Source organism: Collinsella aerofaciens (assembly GCF_015556945.1).
Classification (GTDB): Bacteria; Actinomycetota; Coriobacteriia; order Coriobacteriales; family Coriobacteriaceae; genus Collinsella; species Collinsella aerofaciens_AO.
Genome location: NZ_JADNNH010000015.1, coordinates 39,506 through 58,720 on the forward strand (window position 1 = coordinate 39,506; position 19,215 = coordinate 58,720).

Below are 19,215 nucleotides of genomic sequence, written 5' to 3' on the forward strand. Positions count from 1 at the left end.
AGTGGGGTAGCGGGGTACAAGCGCGCCAGCGGCAAACCGAGAGCATCAACGATGTGCCGATCGCGGAATGAGATCTCGTAATAATTGACTCTCGGCCATATTATTGAGGGGCATGACTCGCGTTCGTATGGTTGTAGGTGCTGGCGATGAACGACATTGACCTTGCTGTTCCGTTGATGGATGGACCAAGCTATGACCGCGCCTGCAGTCTCGTGCCTTCCGAATACGTTGAGGCATGGGAGTGGTTTCTGGGTGAGGAACAGCGCGGCGGCGTTTGGACCAGCCTTCCGCACCACACCAAGGAAGATAGTCCTCAGTATCAGTACCGTTTGAGAATTGGCTCGGACTTCTTTCCCGTAACGCGGGATTCAGGGATCTTCTGGCCGGGCCAGGATCGGGTGAAGCAAGATCCCAATAAGATCTTTGCGCTTTCGGTCCATAACTCTAAAAAGAGCTTCTACACCGATGTGCCTCCGCTCTATTTGGATGACGGTACGTGGGTCATTAAGTATTCGGTCCAAGCGCCAGGAGCCGTTGGTTCTCGAGACCAGAATTACAACCGTAAAATGCTCAACTGCATGGAATGTGGCGTCCCAGTCGGAGTCATATTTGCAACCGAGGTGGGCTATAAGGTGCTCGGCCTTGCGTTTGTTGAGCGGTTCGAGCCCGAAAATGGATGGTTTGTTCTGCACGGTCCTGTTCATAAAGGCGGACCGGACCCTCGTTTTGCGCCCGACATGAGTTATCTGAAGCACATACCCGTCGATATTGAGTTTGCCGGACAGGGTGCGACCGACGACGAAAAGGTCCGCTATGCGTTAAGGCGCGAGCGATTGGGGCAGCAATGGTTCCGCAAGCAGCTCGTTGCCGCCTATGATGGCCGTTGCGCGGTGTCGGACTGCGGCGTCAGTGAAGCTCTGGAGGCTGCACATATCGAGAATTACTCGGGACCCAAATCGCAGGTTGCCAGCAACGGTATTCTGCTTCGGCGCGATCTTCATTCCCTATTTGATGCTCACCTGATTTCGTTTGAGCCTGTTTGCGGCGAATATCGGCTGTGCGGATCGTACCTGCTGGATAAGACCGACTACGCTTCCTTTGCGGGTGCGACGCTAAGGCAGCCGGATGAGCGTCAGTGGCGACCCGATACGGTGTTTCTTGAGGCCCATCGCATTGAGTTCGATCGCTCGGAAAAGAAGCGTGAAAAGGCGGGGCTTCTGCCGTATTAGCGTATTTGGCTTTGGCATTCTTTGACGATCGTGTTGTTTGATCGGATCGCGTGGCGATGCAATCTCGCGCACGCCCGCCGGTGCATGCTCTTCCTGATTTGTATAGCGAGAGGGGAGCGTATATGAGCTGGCGAGGCGATATTGCGATGGGGAAGTACGGAAAACTGCCGTGTGCCCTTATAGACAACAATATGTTTCCGAGCGTAGAGGTTGATTGCGCGTCGTTTGTCGTCACCTGCCCTTGCTGCGGCTCGCAAATACCGTGTCTCGACATTCGGTTTATCGATGCGCGCGACAGACTCAGCGACGAAGTGAGAAAACGGACAGGCGTTCATATGCCGGTGTATCCGGAGAAATGCCCTGTTTGTGGCCTCGATATCGTGTACGACGCCGGCGACGAGGGATAGGTGATGCGGAGGAGTTGGCTGTGAGTGTCTTTTGCCTCTACAAATAAATCCCCTCACCGAGTTGCTTGTGGAACTCGGCGTGATGGTCGCGTGCCCAGGTAAAGAGCGCCTGGTCAAAGTCGGTACGCGTGACCGGGACGCCAAAGACGCCGGCAACTTCGACGCGTATAAACTCCAGTGCCGGCAGCTTGTTGATGGCAGTGAGGGCAAACGGGGACGAGGGCTCCTCGAACAGATAGCGGCTGCCTTGCAGCGCGTCGCAACTGGTGCACGTGTTGCCGAGCGACGGGGCTTTGGAGGCTCGCGCGCCTACGGGCTTGTAGCCGCAGCGCTTATGAAGGTAGTCGCGGATCTCGCCCGGTACGCAGCCAAGAGCGGGCACGATGGCGAGTGCGTTGGCGTTGGCCGTGTCGATGGCAATGTACCCGGCTTCGTTGGGCGCGTGCGCGATGGCGATGCTCTCGTCGTTATCGGTTCGATAGGGAATGCCGAAGGCTGCGACCGAGGTCTCTTTGTGACACTTCCAGCACTCGCGCTTGCCCAGTACTAGATATATATACGGCGCTGAGGGGTCGGATCGGTCAACACCGGGCAGCCACTCGGCAAAGGGCTCGGGGTTGACGCCGCTGGGTACATACCAGATCTTCTTGGTCCGGTCCCATTTGGCGCCCAGCGCCTTGGCTTCTTCTTTGTGCGAAAAGGGGACATCGAGCTCGGTGCGCATGGCGGCTCCTTGGTGCTGCAGGTGCAAGTGGCTCAAGGATACCGCAGGGCGCAGACATCGCGGCGTTTTGCTGAGAAGTTGCGGTGCGGACTGATTGGTTATGCCGATGAATAGATCGGCAAGTAGATGGTCGGCTTTTGGCTAGTTGGGCGGTTGGAGCTGCCAGCTGATTTGGCGACATAAAACAAAACAGCTCAGAGACATAGCCTCTGAGCTGTGAACATTTGGTGGGCGTTAGAAGATTTGAACTTCTGACCTCTTCCGTGTCAGGGAAGCGCTCTCCCCCTGAGCTAAACGCCCGATCAAGGGTGCGCAAGCGCGCAAGGGATAATATAACGGAGCCTGAACTCGGTGGCAAGAACATTTTTAAAAATCGCTTACATTGTGGAATTCGGGGGCTTTGTCATATCCATTTCAAAAGAGCCTGCTGCCGCGATTTGGCTGTTGCATAATGCAAGCCCATTGTGGTATCGAGCTATGGAAAGACGTCTGCGGAATTGTCCTACCGATAAACGGACAAGCCTCCAGCTGGTGCCTTTGCCGTGGTAAGGTAAGCCGAATTGCTTCCAGACTGTTTCGGGGGAGTGGAATGAGCAAAGAGTGTGTCGAGCAGGTCGAAGGCGCAGGGGCTTCGGTGCCGATGACCGATATATCGAACATTGATGTGCCCGAGGGCACCGACGAGCTCAGCCGCAACACCCGTCGCGCATGGCGCGACCGCCTGAACAGCGCTTCGACGCGCAAGATGATCACGGGCGTCTTGGCTACGCTGGTGGGCGGTTCGTTTTGGGGCTTCTCGGGCACCAGCGCGAGTTTTTTGTTCGATACCTACCATGTCGATACGCTGTGGCTTATGAGCGTGCGTCAGATTCTCGCCGGCCTGCTCTTTATGGCTGTGGTTGTCACGCGCGACCGCGCACGCCTGGTCAAGCTTTGGACGACGCCCGCTGATCGCAAGCAGCTGCTGCTCTTTACCGCTTTTGGCCTGCTGTTCAACCAGTTTTGCTATCTTTCGGCCGTGCGCCTGACGAACGCCGGAACCGCGACGGTGCTCCAGTGCCTGCAGCTCGTTATCATCATGGGCTACGCCTGCGTGACCGATCGCCGTATGCCGCGTACTCGCGAAGTCATCGGCATTGGCCTGGCTCTGGGTGGAACCTTTTTAATCGCCACCGGCGGCGACCCCACCAGCCTGAATATCTCGCCGCTTGGCCTGGCAGCAGGTCTTATGTGTGCGGTCAGCGCCGCGTGTATGGCGGTGATTCCCGCCAAGATCCTGCCCGAATACGGCAGCCCCATCGTCACGGGCTCGGCAATGCTCACGGCGGGCGTGGTCTCGTGCGTCTTCGTGCAGCCCTGGGCGCATATGCCGGCGCTCGACGCTGCCGGCATCGAGGCGCTCGCGGTGTTCGTGGTTATCGGCTCGTTTTTTGCTTACATGCTTTATATGCAGGGCGTTAAGGACATCGGCTCGGTGCGCGCGAGCCTCATCGGAACTGTGGAGCCGGTTTCGGCGACCATCACCAGCGCCGTTATGCTGGGGACGGTGTTTTTGCCGACCGACCTTATCGGCTTTGTCATGATCATCGTGATGATGTTCCTTACGGTGTAGCTAGCGCCGCCGCCAAGACGGAAAAGGTGTTGTGCCGCATTTTCGCCAATTGATGTCCGTGTCTGGAGTTTAGCTGTCGATGCTCAAAATGCCATAAACTAGCAACGTTATGGACTTTTTCATTGCGACTCAATTGCGAGGATTTCTTTATGGCTGGTAATCACTTTAAGGGCAGCGATAGCGGCCGCCCTGCAGTTCCGCCGCGTCCGAACGGGGCTGGTAAGGCCGGCACGCCGGGCGGCGCTGGACAGGGCGGTTCCGGTAAGCGCGTGTCCCCGGGCGAGACGGCGATGTTTACCGCTCTGTACGAGCAGTCTCAAAAGGCAAAAAAGACCGGCCGTGCAAGAGGGAATGTCTTTGCGGGCGGTGCAACCTCCGCGTCGCAGCCGAGCGGGGCTCCTTCGGTGCCTGCGAACAACGCAGGTGCTGCCAACGCCGCGAATGCTGCCGGCAACGTTAATGCCGGCAAGGCCGCCAACAATACTCCCTCTGCTGGTGGCGCGGGGCTTACGGGTAACCTTGGCACGATTTACACCGGCGCCTCCGAGACTGGCACGTTCGCCCGCCTGGATGATAGCGGTGCCGAGTTTGCGGGCTCGGGTTCCAAGGAAGATTATTACGATTTTGGCTTGAACTACGGTAGCGACGCTTCGTCGAGTTCGACCTCTGACGGTCTGGTCCGTCATCGCCATCGCAAGGGCGAGCGCAAAAAGCGTCACACCGGCGCCATTATTGCCGTTGTAGTCGCGGTGCTTCTCGTTGCGCTTGGCGCAAGCGGCTTTATGCTGCTTAACTCGGCAAAGACCGTAAAGAGCGAAGCGAAGGAGGCTGTCGAGATTGTCGGTGGCCTTAAGGACAAGGTCACGTCGGGCGATTTTTCGACGCTGCCTGACGACGCGAAGAAGATCGATGAGCTCTGCGACAGCATGAAGGCGGAGACCTCGAGCCCGCTGTGGACGGCGGCATCGTTTATCCCGGTGTATGGCAGTGACATCAACGCAGCCCGCACCATGATCGACGCCCTGTCCGATGTCTCGAGCAACGCGCTGGTTCCCATGGCCGACAACCTTTCGCAGGCCACGCCCGGCAAGCTGTTCCAGGACGGCATGATTAACGTGTCCGCGCTGCAGGCGGTCGCCGATTCGCTTTCCAGCAGCTCGAAGGTGTTCAAGAGCGCCAACGAGAAGGTCCAGGGCATTGGCGATACTCATATTTCCCAGGTGACCGAGCTGGTCGATAAGGCCAAGGACGGCTTTGCCACCCTCAACGGTGCGGTTGACGCGGCGGAGAAGGTCGCCCCCGTCCTTCCCCAGATGCTCGGCGCCAACGGCCAGACGCGCAACTACCTTATGTACGCCATGAACAACGTCGAGATTCGTGCCTGCGGCGGCTTTGGCGGTTCGCAGGGCCTGATTTCGGTCACCGACGGTCAGATGTCGATTGGCGAGTTTGTTCCCCGCATTGGACTCAGCGAGGATGAGGCGGTCGAGAGCGTCGACGAAGAGGATGAGGCGCTGTTCGGCAACCACAGCAACCTGTACAACTCGGGCAATACCTATTCGCCTGATTGGCCCCGCAACTCGCAGCGTGTCGCCGCGCTGTGGAAGTCCCAGTATGGACAGGACGTTGATGGCGTCATCGGTATCGACCCGGTGTTCCTGCAGTATCTGCTGGGCCTGGTCGGTAACGTGTCACTGCCCGACGGAACGGTTGTCGACGGCACCAACGCCGCAAAGGTCCTCATGCACGATGTGTACTGGAACTATCCGGTCGAGGAGTCGGACGGCATCTTTGCATCCGTCGCCAGCGCTGCCTTCGACAAGATCCTTGGCGGTATCGGCGATGTCGATGTTACGAAGCTTGTCAGCGCCGTTGAGCGCGGTGCCGAAGAGGGCCGCCTGATCGCGTGGATGAGAAACGATGATGAGCAGAATGCCATCAAAGAGACGGGCATTGACGCTTCGCTGCCCGATCCGGATGATCCGAGTGCCGATCCCGTTGCCGGCGTTTACTTTAACAACCTGAGCTTCTCCAAGCTCGACTGGTATCTGAACGCCGACACTCAGATTGGTCAGGGCGTGAAGAACGGCGACGGCACGTGCTCCTATCGCATCACCGTTACCCTGACGAACATCATGACGCAGGAGGAGGCTGGCAAGCTGCCCGACTACGTTGCGGCGAGCGCACCCGATGCCGCGCGTGACGACGAGCGTCTGAATGTCTCGTTGTTTGCCCCGACGGGCGGCAACATTACTGATCTGACCGTCGAGGGCACCCAGTTTGGTCTTGGCGCCGCTATGTGGCATGGAATCCCCTTCTATTCGGGCACCGTTGACCTGCATGCTGGCGAGACGACGACGATCACGTATACGCTGACCACGTCGGCCGAGGCGGGGGACAAGCCGCTTACGCTGCGTCAGACTCCTACATGCCAGGCGGCTCGCGACAGCGCGTCGGCGTAGGGTTTTTCTGGTAGCGCAGATAATCGAGTACCATTTTGGGGCGGACAGGCAATCTGTTCGCCCCTATTTTGTAAGGAGAGCGCATGAAGTACTTTGGCACCGACGGCTTTCGCGGTGAGGCCAACGTTGGGCTGACGGTAGAGCACGCTTATAAGATTGGCCGTTTTGTGGGCTGGTATTACGGCGCCAACCGCAGTGCTAAGGCGCGCGTTATCGTGGGCAAGGACACACGTCGCTCGAGTTATATGTTTGAGGCGGCGCTGGTGAGCGGCCTGGTCGCGAGCGGTGCGGACGCCTATATGCTGCACGTGATCCCCACGCCAGGCGTAGCGCATCAGACTGTGGAAGGCTGCTTCGATTGCGGCATCATGATCAGCGCAAGCCACAACCCGTTTTGCGATAACGGCATTAAGCTCGTCAATAGCGACGGTTTTAAGATGGACGAGGACGTACTGGAGCTCATCGAGGACTACATCGATGGCAAGAGCGAAGTTCCGCTGGCCACGGGCAACCACATCGGTGCCACGGTGGACTACATGCAGGGCCGCAACCGCTACATTGCTTCGCTCATTGCAAGTGCGAACTTTTCGCTGCAGGGCGTCAAGATCGGTATCGACTGCGCCAACGGCTCGGCTTCCTCGGTGGCCAAGCCGGTGTTTGACGCGCTCGGTGCCGACGTGCGCGTGATCAATGCCGCGCCCGATGGCTTTAACATCAACGTCGATTGCGGCTCCACGCATATGGAGCGCCTGCAGCGCCATGTGGTGGAGCAGGGCCTGGACGTGGGTTTTGCCTACGATGGCGATGCCGACCGCTGCCTGGCCGTGGATGAGCGCGGTCGCGTGGTAGACGGCGACCAGATCCTGTACGTGTGCGGCGTGTATCTGAACAAGCACGGTCGCCTTTCGGGCGGTACCGTGGTGCCGACGATCGCCAGCAACTTTGGCCTGATCAAGTCGTTGGAGCTTGCCGGTCTGAGTGCCGTGACCAGCGGCGTGGGTGACCGTCACGTGTATGCCAAGATGCGCGAGGGCGGTTACAGCTTGGGCGGCGAGCAGACGGGCCATACGATCTTTGGCGATATCGAGCGCACGGGCGACGGCATTATGACTTCGCTGCGCGTGATGGAAGTGATTCGTGCCGAGCGCGAGACGCTCTCGCAGCTCACGGCTCCGTGCAAGCTGCTGCCGCAGGCGCAGGTGGCCGTGCACGTGGCGGACAAGGACGCCGCGCTCGAGAACATGGGCGTGCAGAACGCCATCGCCGAGGCCGAGGCTGCGCTGGCAGGCGAGGGCCGCGTGCTCGTGCGCAAGAGCGGAACCGAGTCGGTTATCCGCGTGCTGGCCGAGGCGCCCGGCCAAGCATCCGCCGATGCCGCCATGAAGCGCATCGCCAACGCGCTCGAGGCTCTTTAGTTACGCGGTTTTACCAAACCGCGTAACTGCTCGACGCTGCAAACGGCCCCAAGCGGCAATCTGACGTTCAATTTCAAGGGTGCGACCAGAAGGTCAGCGCCCTTTCATTTCACGTCACCTTGCTCGCTTGGGGCCGTTTTCGCTGACATTGCCAAGTCATTAGCGTCAACGAACTAGTCATTGGGTACCTAGTTATTGGGCGAAAAAAGGGGACGCTGCGGATTGGTTTCGCGGCGTCCCCTTTGCGTTGGCGTGTCGGTTATGCCTTACAGCTCGTAGAGCGTGGTGAACTTGTCCTGCAGGTAGCTGCAGTAGTAGCGGGCATCGAACGCCATGCCGCACGCGCCCTTGATGAGCTCCGGCGCGTCCTTGGCGCGGCCCCACTGCCAAATGTGCTCGCCCAGCCAGGCGCGGACGGGTGTCAGGTCGCCGCTCGCGCAGGCGCCGTTGAGGTCGACACCGTCGCGGCACATGGCCGGCACAAACATGGCATCGTAGGCACTGCCCAGCGCATAGGTGGGGAAGTAGCCAAACGAGCCGCCGCTCCAGTGCGTATCCTGTAGACAGCCGTGCGTGTCGTCGGGAACGGGAATGCCCAGGTACTCATCCATGAAGCGATTCCAAAGCGCGGGGATGTCCTTGGCCGTGGCCTCGCCGGCAAACAGCATGCGCTCGATCTCGTAGCGCACCATAACGTGCAGCGGATAGGTGAGCTCGTCGGCCTCGGTGCGGATCAGCGAAGGCTGCGCGATGTTCACGGCGTGGTAGAGCGTGTCCTCGTCGACGCCGCCGTAGACCTCGGGTGCGTGTCGGCGCAGCACCTCGAGCAGCGGTCCCATAAAGGCGCGGCTGCGACCCACGGTGTTCTCAAAGAAGCGGCTCTGGCTCTCGTGGATGCCCATGGAGGTACCACCCTCAAGACAGGTGCGCGCATAGACAGGATTGACGCCCAGCTCGTACATGGCGTGTCCTGCCTCGTGGATGATGCTGAAGACGTTGGAGATGCAGTCGTTCTCGTAGATGTGCGTCGCGATGCGCGCATCACCCACGGCAAAGCCCTCGCTAAACGGGTGCTCGGTAAAGGCGAGTGTGGTGTCGTCCAGGTTCAGGCCGACAAGCTTCATCAGATCGAAGCTCATGGCACGCTGGGCAGCCTCGGGCACGCGGGCATGCAAAAAGTCGGCAGCGGGCTGCTGGCCGCGCTCGCCGATGGCGTGCACGAGCGGCACGACCGTGGCCTTGACCTCCTCGCAAAACGCGTCGAAGCTCTTGGCGGAAAGGCCGCGCTCGTACTGGTCGAGCCAAACATCGTAGGGGTCGCGCTTGGGATCCATGAGCTCTGCCTGATGCTTAAGTTGGGCGACGATTCTATCCACATAGGGCTCAAAGCTCGCCCAGTCGTTGGCCGTCTTGGCTTTGTGCCACACGGCGTCGGCCTCGCAGGTGAGCCTGGTCCAGGCCTCGGCCTCCTCGGTAGGAATAACGCTTGCCTCGCGTTGATCGCGGCCGAGCACGCGGATCTCGTCAAGCAGCTGCGGGTCGTCGATCTTGCCGCCGGCGACGGTCTCGCGTGCCAGCGAGTGCACGAGTTCGACAGACTTTTCGCTGGTCAGGAGCTTATGGTGCTCGCCGGCAAGGGTGCCCATGGCGTCGGCACGGGCGGCGGCACCGTTGGCGGGAGCAATCGTCGCTCCATCGAACTCGGCAATCTTGAGCAGGTACTCGCGAGTCCACAGCTTGCCCTCGAGCTTGCGGAATTTTTTGACGGCCTTATCGACTTTAGCGGCCTTGACGCCCTTGGCGGCCTTTGCCACGGCGGCCTTGGCCTTCTTATCGAGTTTCTTTCCCATACCGTATCCTTAATCTCGCAGGCCGAGCGCCGCAGGCGGGTGCGCGGCCAGTTTGCACGGCTTCCTGCCTTGTACCCAGCGCGAATAAAACGGAACGCGGCGATGCGCTCGCGAAATGTGTTATCCTATAGCCCAATGCGTTGACGGAGAGGGTTTTGCCCGCCGCGTCGCCGGCAAGAGAGGGAAGGTCATGGGCTGCAAGCCTTCCTGCGGTGGCAAGGGCCAAGCGTTCACTCCCGAGCAGCGACCTCAACGGGCACGCGGCCAGTGGCAGCAAAGTCCCAGTAGGGAAGCCGTGAGCCTCGCGACAAGAGGCACAGAGTGGGCGCGGCGGGCCAGACATCCGCTGGGTCAAACAAGGTGGTACCGCGGAATTCAACCGTCCTTGGGCAATGTACATGCCCGAGGGCGGTTTTTTTGTTACCGAACCGGGCCGCGCATCCGCAACATCGGGCGGCGTCAGCCGTCCCGGAGCGCGGATGTGCGAGAGACGAAAGGGAAGACATGAGTCTGATTGATGATCTGGTCAAACTCGAGGAAGAGGCCAAGGAGCTCGTCACTAGCGCTGACGACGCCGCCAAGCTCGAGGCCGCGCGCGTTGAGCTGCTCGGCCGCAAGGGCCGTATCACCGGCCTGATGCGCATGATGGGCAAGCTCGCTCCCGAGGATCGTCCCATGATGGGCAAACGCGCCAACGAGATGCGCCAGCTGATTGAGGGCATGCTCGACGAGCGCACCACCGAGATGAAGGCCGCCGCCCTCAAGCACGCACTCGAGCACGAGGCCGTCGACATCACGCTGCCGGGCATCCGTCCGCAGATCGGTCACCAGCACCTGATCAAGCAGATCATCGAGGAAGCCGAGGACATCTTTAGCGGCATCGGCTATACTGTCGAGTCCGGTCCCATGGTCGACACCTCCTACTACAACTTCACCGCGCTCAACGCCCCCATGGATCACCCGAGCCGCTCGGCCCGCGACACCTTCTACGTGGTCGACAACAACCCCGGCAGCGTCGCGCACCCCGAGGCGCATGCCCATGGCGAGTCCGACGTACTGCTGCGCACCCAGACCTCGGGCGTGCAGATCCACACCATGGAGTCGCAGAAGCCGCCCATCTACATGATCTGCCCGGGCACCGTCTACCGTCCCGACACGGCCGACGCCTGCCACCTGCCGCAGTTCAACCAAATCGAGGGCCTGGTCGTCGACGAGGGCATCACCTTTGGCGACCTTAAGGGCACGCTCGACTACTTTGTTAAGTGCATGTTTGGCGAGGACCGCAAGACGCGCTACCGCCCGCACTTCTTCCCCTTCACCGAGCCCAGCTGCGAGGTGGACGTGAGCTGCCACGTGTGCGGCGGCAAGGGCTGCAACTTCTGCAAGCACAGCGGCTGGATCGAGATCCTGGGCTGCGGCATGGTCGACCCCAACGTCCTGATCAACTGCGGCATCGATCCCGAGAAGTACACCGGCTTCGCCTTTGGCATTGGTGCCGAGCGCGTCGCTGCCCTGCGCTACGACCTGCCCGACCTCAGAACGCTCATGACGGGCGATATGCGTTTCTTGAATCAGTTCTAGGCTGCGGCTTGCCCAAGCACGGCACCTCGGCGCTCATTCGTCGCTTGCGTACCAAAGTACGCGGCGCTCCTCTTTCGGGCCGATCTGCCGCACTTGGACAACCCTCGCTTTGTAAGGAATGTTCACAAAGTTGAAGTTTCCACCTGCATCTCTTCGCAGGCTTTCAGTATGAAAGGAGAGCTAGATGCGTGTTTCTTACGACTGGCTCAAGACCATGATCGATATTCCGGAGGATCCCAAGACCCTTTCGGACGAATATATCCGCACCGGCACCGAGGTCGAGGCGATCGACACCGTGGGAGAATCCTTCGACCACGTGGTGACTGCCAAGGTGCTCACCAAGACCCCGCACCCCGATAGCGACCACATGTATGTGTGCTCGGTCGACGTGGGTGACAAGAACCTCGACGCCGACGGCAACCCCGCTCCGCTGCAGATCGTCTGCGGCGCGCAGAACTTCGAGGCCGGTGACCACATCGTCACGGCCATGATCGGCGCTGTCCTGCCCGGCGACGTCAAGATCAAGAAGAGCAAGCTTCGCGGCGTCGTGTCCATGGGCATGAACTGCTCCGCGCGCGAGCTCGGCTTGGGCGGCGACCACTCCGGCATCATGATCCTGCCCGAGGATACGCCCTGCGGCATGCCGTTTGCCGAGTACGTGGGCTCGAGCGACACCGTGCTCGACTGCGAGATCACGCCCAACCGTCCCGATTGCCTGTCCATGATCGGCATGGCCCGCGAGACCGGCGCCATCTTCGACCGCGATTTCCACGTTGAGCTGCCCGCCATCAAGGCCGAGACCGGCCGCGCGACCGACGACGAGCTTTCGGTCGAGATTGCCGACGAGGGCCTGTGCGACCGCTACGTCGCCCGCATCGTGCGCAACGTGAAGGTCGGCCCCTCGCCCGACTGGATGGTCAAGCGCCTCAACGCCCTGGGCGTGCGTCCGCACAACAACATCGTCGACATCACCAATTACGTGATGATGCTCACCGGTCAGCCGCTGCACGCCTTTGACCTGGACACCTTTGCCGAGCGCGATGGCAGGCGTCACGTGGTGGTTCGCGCCGCCCAACAGGACGAGAAGTTTACGACCCTCGACGGCGAGGAGCGCACGCTCGACGCCGGCATGGGCCTCATTACCGACGGCGAGCGTCCTGTGGCGCTGGCCGGCGTTATGGGCGGCATGGATTCCGAGATCGAGGACGACACCGTCGACGTGATGGTCGAGAGCGCCTGCTTCAACGCCGGCCGCACCTCGCACACCAGCCGCGACCTGTCGCTGATCTCCGACGCCTCCATTCGCTTTGAGCGCCAGGTCGACGAGACCGGCTGCGTGGATGTCGCCAACGTCACGTGCGCGCTCATCGAGGAGATCGCCGGCGGCGAGGTCGCTCCCGGCTACGTCGACGTTTTCCCCGCGCCTAAGACCATCGACAGCATCAAGCTGCGCCTGGCCCGCGTGCACGCTATTTGCGGTGCCGATATCGAGCCCGACTTTATCGAGCGCTCGCTCACCCGCCTGGGCTGCACCGTCGAGCGCGACGGCGAGGACTTTATGGTCACCCCGCCGAGCTTCCGTCCCGACCTGCCGCGCGAGATTGACCTGATCGAGGAGGTCCTGCGCCTGTGGGGCATGGGTCGCGTCACGGCGACCATCCCGGCTGCCAAGAACCACATCGGCGGTCTGACGCGCGAGCAGAAGCTTACCCGCAAGGTCGGCGAGATCCTGCGCGCCTGTGGCCTCAACGAGACCACGACCTTTGGCTTTGCCGCCCCGGGCGACCTGGAGAAGATCGGCATGTCCACCGAGGGCCGCGGCTGCCCCGTGGTGCTCATGAACCCGCTGGTGGCCGAGCAGACCGAGATGCGCCGCTCGCTGCTGCCGGGCCTGCTGCAGTCTGTGGCCTATAACGAGGCCCACGGCACGCCCAACGTGCACCTGTACGAGGTCGGCAGCCTGTTCCACGGCCGCGAGAACGCCAGCCTACCCAAGGAGACCAAGTCCGTGGCGGGTGTGCTCTCGGGCCAGTGGAGCGAGCAGTCTTGGAGCATGAAGTACCGTAAGCTGCGTTTCTTCTTTGGCAAGGGCATCGTCGAGGAGCTGCTCGCCCAGCTGCGCATCGAGAAGGTTCGCTTCCGTCCCGTCGAGGGCGAGGGCTATGCCTTCCTGCAGCCGGGTCGCGCCGCCGAGGTCCTGTCCGGCGGCACCGTGCTGGGCTGGGTCGGCGAGATTCACCCCGAGGCGCGCGAGGCGATGGGCATCGATGAGGTCGTCGTTGCCTTTGAGCTCGATCTGGACAAGCTGATCAAGGGCGCTCGCAACCAGGAGAACTACCGTGAGTTCTCGCAGTATCCGGCTGTTGAGCACGACCTGGCTATCGTGGTCGATAACTCCGTGACCTGCGAGGATCTTGAGCGCCGCATTACCAGCGCCGGTGGCAAGCTGCTCGAGGGCGTGCGCCTGTTCGACGTCTACCGCGACCCGGTCCGCGTGGGCGTGGGCAAGAAGTCCATGGCCTTTGCGCTTACGTATCGCTCCGACGACCACACACTCACCAGCGAAGAGGTCGAAAAAGCACACCAGAAGATCGTCACCAAGGTGTGCAAGGGCGTAAACGGCGAGGTCCGCGGGTAGGTCCTGCACTGGGATATGGGTCGGCGGTGGCTGCCGCCGAGTCCTACGTGACCGCTATGCTCGGTATGAGGCACCGTTGAGCCTGTATATATGACACGCGCATTACATAACGGCGTGCTGCTTTGTCGGCAGTGCGCCGTTTTGCTATGATAGCCCGCGTCGTGTTACGAATTTGACAATACGTAACACTGTCAAGGTGATTTAAGCGGCGTTGCAATTCTGTGCGCCGACAACCGGGAGGCGTACATGCACATTCCAGATAACTATCTGTCCCCGCAGACCGATGCCGTCATGGCGGTGGCGATGGTGCCCGTTTGGGTTCACTGCATCAAGAAGGTGCGTGCCACGCTCGATCGCGAGCATATGGCGTTCCTGGGCATCTGCGCCGCATTCTCCTTCTTGCTCATGATGTTCAACGTGCCGCTGCCCGGCGGCACCACAGGTCACGCCGTCGGCGGCGCGCTCATCGCGCTGCTGCTGGGCCCCGAGGCCGCGGCTATCGCTGTCTCGGTCGCGCTGGCGCTGCAGGCGCTGCTATTTGGCGACGGCGGCGTTCTGTCGTTTGGCGCCAACTGCTTTAACATGGCCTTTGTGCTGCCGTTTGTCGCTGCTATCGTGTTTCGTGCGCTCAACAGCCGTCTGCACGACAAGAGCTGGGGCACCTCGGTTTCTGCCATCGTGAGCGGCTGGGTTGGCCTGTGCCTGGCGGCCCTGTGCGCGGCGGTCGAGTTCGGTATTCAGCCGATGCTCTTCACCAACGCTTCGGGCGCTCCGCTGTACTGCCCCTTCCCGCTGTCCGTGGCTATTCCGGCCATGTTGATCCCGCATATGCTGGTTGCCGGTGTGATCGAGGGCGTGGCGACGGCCGCCATCTACGGTTTCATTAAGAAGACGGCGCCGAGCATTATCGTCGGGCCCGAGGCCGTCGATGGCCAGCTTGCTGCCGAGGGCGCTGCTGCCAAGAAGACCTCGCTGGTCCCCACGCTCATTTTGGTCGCCGTGCTCGTGGTGGCCACGCCGCTGGGCTTGCTTGCCACCGGTGACGCCTGGGGTGAGTGGGACGCCGAGGGCGCCGCGACCGCCGTTCAGGAGGCTGGCGACGACAGCCTGCAGGCTTCGGTCGGCCTCGATACCCCGACCTTTGCCGACGCGCTGCCCACGGGTGATTACCTGCAGGCTTATTCCGAGGAGCAGGGTCTTGGCTTTGCCGGTCAGGCTGCCATGTATATCCTGTCCGGCGTGATTGGCGTGGCGGTGCTCACCATCGCATTCCGTCTGATCTCGCTGACGGTCAAGGAAAGCGGTGCTCATGGCAATAGCCGAGCTGCCTAGCTGGCTTGCGACCGAGCAGCGTTACGAGCCCGCGGGGGCTCGGCATCGTGTGATGCAAAAGAATGTCCTGCACCTGGCGAGCCTGCTTGAGCGGGTTCGCCTGGGTGGAGGCGCGCACGAGGGCGGGTCGATGGTCGACCGCGCCCTTTCTTGCGTTTCGGCTCCGGTGCGCCTGGTGGGGATGTTCGTCTGCGTCCTGTGCGTGTGCCTGACGCAGAGTCCGCTGTACCTGATGCTGATGGCGGCAATCGCGTTGGTGCTGGTCGCGGTGCGCCCCGCACGCGGGCTGCGTGCGACCTTTGTACCGGCGCTCGGCGCCACGGGGCTTGCCGTGGTTCTGGCACTGCCTGCCCTGCTGCTGGGCGCGTCTGCCACGGGCGCCATGCTCAAGATCGCGCTCAAGACGTTTATTAATGTGTCGCTGGTGCTGGGTGTTTCGTGGACGCTTACCTGGAGCCGCATGTCGGCGGCGCTCAAAATGCTGCACCTGCCCGACGAGGTTATCTTTACGTTTGATATGGCACTCAAGCATATCGAGGTGCTGGGACGCACGGCGCACGATCTGTGCGAATCGGTCATGCTGCGCAGCGTCGGTTCCGCGCCCGCGGGTTTTTCGCGTACCGACTCGCTGGCGGGTATCATGGGCATGACGTTTATCAAGGCGATGGAATGCAGCCGCGCGATGGACGAGGCCATGCTGTGCCGCGGCTTCGCCGGCGTGTATCCGGCGCCTGCACGGAGCGGCTTTGGCTGGCGCGATGCGGTTTACGCGGCCGGCGTTGCGTTGCTCGCCGTGTTGTGCGCGGTGCTGTAGCGCGGACGGTCGAACCGTCGATGTGAGTAGGGAAGGGCGACGTTTTGGCAAACGATACGAATAACGCGATGGGTGCGAGCGGTGCTGCCGGCACCGAGGTCACGCCGATCATCGAGTTTCGCGACGTGCTGTTTTCCTATGCGGGTCATACGGTGATCGACGGCATTTCATTGCAGGTGAACCGTGGGGAGCTCGTTGCTCTGCTCGGTCCCAACGGCTGCGGCAAGACGACGATCATGCGCCTTATCAACGGCCTTGAACTTGTGGACGCGGGTGCGTATCTGTTTGACGGGCATGCGGTCGATGCGGCATATCTCAAGGATTCCGCGACGGCCCAGCGGTTCCATCAGCGCGTGGGCTTTGTGTTCCAGAATGCCGATGCGCAGCTCTTTTGCGCCACGGTGGGCGAGGAGGTCGCGTTTGGCCCGGCTCAAATGGGGCTGCCGGCAGACGAGCTCGAGCGTCGCGTCCGCGACGCCATGGAGCTGTTCCAGGTTGCCGATCTGGTCGATGCCTCGCCCTATCAGCTTTCGGGCGGGCAAAAGAAGCGCGTGGCGCTGGCTGCCGTCGTGTCGATGAACCCGGATATCCTGGTGCTCGACGAGCCTACCAACGGACTTGACGAGGACTCTTGCGACATCGTGGTCAACTTTCTACTGGCCTATGTTGCTGCCGGTAAGACGGTCTTGATGAGCACGCACCATCAGGATTTGGTACGACGCCTGGGTGCCCGTGCAATCTTTATCGATCGATATCACCATGTGGTCGAGGCGCCGGTATCGTCGTATGGAACCGAGAGCGGCGTTGTGGAATAGTTGCTGCGTGGAGCGTGCGTAGCCGCCCGCGCGGCTTTGCCGTGATGGTATAGTTATCCAGGTTTTTATGGGGGTGGCTATGCCAAGCTGGAACATTCATATCGCTCAGACGGAGCGTTTGCTGGAGCGCACCGGTGCGCTTGCCAATAGCGTGCGCGACCGCAATGCCTTTTTGTTTGGCTGCGTGGTTCCGGATATCTTCGTGGGCTATATGGTCCCTGGCATCGCCGATCCCATCCCGTACCGCATTACGCACTTTGCAAAGCCCGAGCCTATCCCTAAGCCTCGTGAGCATGAGTTCTGGGATACCTATGTGGCACCGTTGCTTAAAAGTTCGCCCACCGGTGCGCCAGCTGCCGCGACCTCGATTGTCGAGGAGCGCGAGCGACTCAATCGGGTGCATTATCCCCAACGTTACAAGGACGCCGAGCCGGTCGCCGGTCCCGGTGCTAGCGAGCTTTCGCTCGCGCCCGATGACGTGGCGCAGTCGCTGCTCGATCTGACGCTGGGCGTTTGGTCGCATCTGGTGGCCGATACCGTATGGAATACGCGTGTGAATCAGTACCTGGAGGCGCACGGCGGCAAGCCGTGCGAGGAATTCCGCATTAAAAAGCAAGGCGACTTTGACTGGTTTGGCAAGACACTCGGCATCGTTTCGATACCGCGCGCGACCGATCGCCTGTATACTGCGGCGACCCGTTTTGGTCAGTATCCCATCCATAAGGAGTATGTGCTCAAGACCATCGGCGTTATGCACGAGATTGTACGCGAAAACCCCGGCGAGTCCGATCATCCGCCGTATCGCCTGCTAACCGAGGAGTTTTTCGATACAACGTTTACCGAGGTCATCGAGCTAACCGAGGCGGGATTTGCGGCTCGCGTCGAATCGCCCGATATGCCTGCGCTTCCCCTGATTGCTAGCTGCTAGCTGGCCGGCTTGGCGGTGAATAGCTCAACCCAATTGACAAGTAGCTCTTGCCGCAGGGTGACTTCGGCGGCGCGCTCCTGTTTGGTCTTTGGGGTGTAGGAAAGTCCAGCCTTTTTATGGATGAGCTCGGCTATGTGGTCGAAGCTCTTCTTATCCTTAATCTGGCCAAAGGTAATTTGGATGACGTCGTAGCCCATGCTTGTGAGCGCGGTGGCGCACTCGGCATCGGAGAGGCTCGCGGCTTCGCTGTCGTGGGCGGAGCGGCCTTGGCATTCAAGGATGACACCCATGCTGTCGGTGGCGCTTTCGATGAGGATATCGGCGTAGCAGCAGGTTTTGTCATACAGCGAGCGCGCGGCGTCGCTGAGTGGGATGCGCACGTTGTTTGCGATGTTGATGCCCATGCCGCCCTCGTCGCGGGGGAGCGAGATAAGCATGGAGGTCTGTACTTCGAAGGGCGAGGCGGTCTGTCCTGTCATGCGTTCGGCGGCCCAGCGGAGCTGCTTAACACCGCGCAGGCCTGCGGCCTGCTTGGCGAACGCGGCGATATCCGCTGCGGAAAGAAGCGGCGTGCGCTTCCACAGGTTGGTATCCTTGCCGTTGACGTCGATAACCCGCTCCCAGCCGCAGTTGGGTGGAATGAGCTTAAGCGAAATAGCTTCATCAAGTTGCCGTTGCGCTCGTTTGCAGGGTGTATACACAGCAAACGAGCTGCACATCTCATAACACGCCATAAGCAGCTGGTTGCGTGAGACCTGCGTAGCAAGGTTGAGCAGTGTGAACTCGGGCGATGTGACATCAAACCCATGCTCGGTTTGCCTAAACGACCCGGGAGGCGGCTCTTGGGTCAGGAGGTGCGATTTAAACAGGCTTCGCGACCCGGATTGTGCCCGAGTGAATACAATCCTGTGAAGCGGTGCGTGAAGCAGGTCTTTTACAACTGCATGACTTCCGAGGCCGCAACATCTGCGATCCATATTGCCAAGGCTAATGGCAGGGTAAAGGCCTAATACCTGCGGCGGGATGCGGTAGTAGTTAAAGGCGGATTGCCCACAAAGCGTCAGGTCCATAATGCCCTCCTGGCCGAAATCATCTCTTTGAAGCGAGTGATGCCAGCGTCAATCCGGAAGTATGCGGCAAAATCTGAACCCTATGAGCGGACCTGGCTTTTGAGGCTAGTTTATCAGGCATTTTGTTGCGAAAAAACAGGGTGTGCTCGGAGGTTCCAGAATTTGCCGCATACTTCCGAAAACCAGGTCGATTTGGTTCTTGCTAAAACGATTTATCAGCCCTGTGTGAGGTGTGGGTTTGCCACCGGGCGAACACTTTTAGATCGCGTCGGAAATGTTGGTGTAAGCGCGCCGACGGCTGACCGCCAAACGCAAGCGGCCCCTGTCCTAGAATCTGG

13 protein-coding genes and 1 tRNA gene are annotated in these 19,215 nt (G+C 60.7%); 10 read left to right on the top strand and 4 right to left on the bottom strand.

Features of this window, described 5'->3' with window-relative positions:
* Positions 1-146: 146 nt before the first annotated feature.
* On the top strand, positions 147-1,229 hold the full coding sequence (locus I2F59_RS05725) for an HNH endonuclease (RefSeq protein WP_006235116.1): 1,083 nt from the start codon (positions 147-149) through the stop codon (positions 1,227-1,229).
* 444 nt (positions 1,230-1,673) lie between these two features.
* Here I2F59_RS05725 and I2F59_RS05730 read toward each other — a convergent pair whose 3' ends face one another.
* Positions 1,674-2,360, bottom strand: coding sequence for a DUF5710 domain-containing protein (locus tag I2F59_RS05730; protein ID WP_052043999.1), 687 nt, complete (start codon positions 2,358-2,360; stop codon positions 1,674-1,676).
* A 225-nt stretch (positions 2,361-2,585) separates the two neighbouring features.
* Positions 2,586-2,660 (bottom strand) — tRNA-Val (locus I2F59_RS05735).
* 289 nt (positions 2,661-2,949) lie between these two features.
* Here I2F59_RS05735 and I2F59_RS05740 point away from each other — a divergent pair.
* From I2F59_RS05740 to glmM, 3 genes are all read left to right on the top strand, one after another.
* Entirely contained in the window at positions 2,950-3,972 is a 1,023-nt protein-coding gene (locus I2F59_RS05740) for a DMT family transporter (RefSeq protein WP_192919570.1), read from the top strand.
* Positions 3,973-4,121: 149 nt separating this feature from the next.
* Positions 4,122-6,434 carry a DUF4012 domain-containing protein gene (locus tag I2F59_RS05745; protein WP_195503541.1) on the top strand — a complete coding sequence of 771 codons (2,313 nt, stop codon included), beginning with the start codon at positions 4,122-4,124 and terminating at the stop codon, positions 6,432-6,434.
* An 83-nt stretch (positions 6,435-6,517) separates the two neighbouring features.
* Positions 6,518-7,849, top strand: coding sequence for a phosphoglucosamine mutase (gene glmM / locus I2F59_RS05750; protein ID WP_195503542.1), 1,332 nt, complete (start codon positions 6,518-6,520; stop codon positions 7,847-7,849).
* A 266-nt stretch (positions 7,850-8,115) separates the two neighbouring features.
* On the opposite strand, the gene I2F59_RS05755 is transcribed toward glmM, so the two are convergent.
* A complete protein-coding gene (locus tag I2F59_RS05755) occupies positions 8,116-9,699 on the bottom strand; it encodes a carboxypeptidase M32 (RefSeq protein ID WP_195503543.1) in 1,584 nt (527 codons plus the stop codon).
* Positions 9,700-10,203: 504 nt separating this feature from the next.
* On the opposite strand from I2F59_RS05755, the gene pheS reads away from it, so the two are divergent.
* From pheS to I2F59_RS05785, 6 genes are all read left to right on the top strand, one after another.
* Positions 10,204-11,280 carry a phenylalanine--tRNA ligase subunit alpha gene (gene pheS, locus I2F59_RS05760; protein ID WP_195503544.1) on the top strand — a complete coding sequence of 359 codons (1,077 nt, stop codon included), beginning with the start codon at positions 10,204-10,206 and terminating at the stop codon, positions 11,278-11,280.
* Positions 11,281-11,464: 184 nt separating this feature from the next.
* Complete coding sequence (gene pheT, locus I2F59_RS05765) at positions 11,465-13,918, top strand: phenylalanine--tRNA ligase subunit beta (RefSeq protein ID WP_195503545.1); 2,454 nt, start codon at positions 11,465-11,467, stop codon at positions 13,916-13,918.
* A 246-nt stretch (positions 13,919-14,164) separates the two neighbouring features.
* Complete coding sequence (gene cbiM / locus I2F59_RS05770; RefSeq protein ID WP_035136804.1) at positions 14,165-15,250, top strand: cobalt transporter CbiM; 1,086 nt, start codon at positions 14,165-14,167, stop codon at positions 15,248-15,250.
* A complete protein-coding gene (locus I2F59_RS05775; RefSeq protein WP_035136805.1) occupies positions 15,228-16,064 on the top strand; it encodes an energy-coupling factor transporter transmembrane component T family protein in 837 nt (278 codons plus the stop codon). The genes cbiM and I2F59_RS05775 overlap by 23 nt, the downstream gene beginning before the upstream one ends.
* A gap of 44 nt (positions 16,065-16,108) precedes the next feature.
* Positions 16,109-16,879 (top strand): energy-coupling factor ABC transporter ATP-binding protein, encoded by a 771-nt coding sequence (locus I2F59_RS05780; protein ID WP_052044000.1) that lies wholly within the window; start codon positions 16,109-16,111, stop codon positions 16,877-16,879.
* A 79-nt stretch (positions 16,880-16,958) separates the two neighbouring features.
* Positions 16,959-17,807, top strand: coding sequence for a hypothetical protein (locus I2F59_RS05785; protein ID WP_052044001.1), 849 nt, complete (start codon positions 16,959-16,961; stop codon positions 17,805-17,807).
* Here I2F59_RS05785 and I2F59_RS05790 read toward each other — a convergent pair.
* Positions 17,804-18,877, bottom strand: coding sequence for a hypothetical protein (locus tag I2F59_RS05790; protein WP_195503546.1), 1,074 nt, complete (start codon positions 18,875-18,877; stop codon positions 17,804-17,806). The genes I2F59_RS05785 and I2F59_RS05790 overlap by 4 nt on opposite strands.
* Positions 18,878-19,215 lie beyond the last annotated feature (338 nt).

What these genes read in the sequence shown, in the direction of transcription:
- I2F59_RS05790 (WP_195503546.1), bottom strand. Translation starts at nt 18,877, where the DNA reads ATGGACCTGACGCTTTGTGGGCAATCCGCCTTTAACTACTACCGCATC.
- I2F59_RS05730 (WP_052043999.1), bottom strand. Translation starts at nt 2,360, where the DNA reads ATGCGCACCGAGCTCGATGTCCCCTTTTCGCACAAAGAAGAAGCCAAG.
- I2F59_RS05785 (WP_052044001.1), top strand. Translation starts at nt 16,959, where the DNA reads ATGCCAAGCTGGAACATTCATATCGCTCAGACGGAGCGTTTGCTGGAG.
- I2F59_RS05745 (WP_195503541.1), top strand. Translation starts at nt 4,122, where the DNA reads ATGGCTGGTAATCACTTTAAGGGCAGCGATAGCGGCCGCCCTGCAGTT.
- pheT (WP_195503545.1), top strand. Translation starts at nt 11,465, where the DNA reads ATGCGTGTTTCTTACGACTGGCTCAAGACCATGATCGATATTCCGGAG.
- I2F59_RS05740 (WP_192919570.1), top strand. Translation starts at nt 2,950, where the DNA reads ATGAGCAAAGAGTGTGTCGAGCAGGTCGAAGGCGCAGGGGCTTCGGTG.
- pheS (WP_195503544.1), top strand. Translation starts at nt 10,204, where the DNA reads ATGAGTCTGATTGATGATCTGGTCAAACTCGAGGAAGAGGCCAAGGAG.
- I2F59_RS05725 (WP_006235116.1), top strand. Translation starts at nt 147, where the DNA reads ATGAACGACATTGACCTTGCTGTTCCGTTGATGGATGGACCAAGCTAT.
- I2F59_RS05755 (WP_195503543.1), bottom strand. Translation starts at nt 9,699, where the DNA reads ATGGGAAAGAAACTCGATAAGAAGGCCAAGGCCGCCGTGGCAAAGGCC.
- I2F59_RS05775 (WP_035136805.1), top strand. Translation starts at nt 15,228, where the DNA reads ATGGCAATAGCCGAGCTGCCTAGCTGGCTTGCGACCGAGCAGCGTTAC.
- cbiM (WP_035136804.1), top strand. Translation starts at nt 14,165, where the DNA reads ATGCACATTCCAGATAACTATCTGTCCCCGCAGACCGATGCCGTCATG.
- glmM (WP_195503542.1), top strand. Translation starts at nt 6,518, where the DNA reads ATGAAGTACTTTGGCACCGACGGCTTTCGCGGTGAGGCCAACGTTGGG.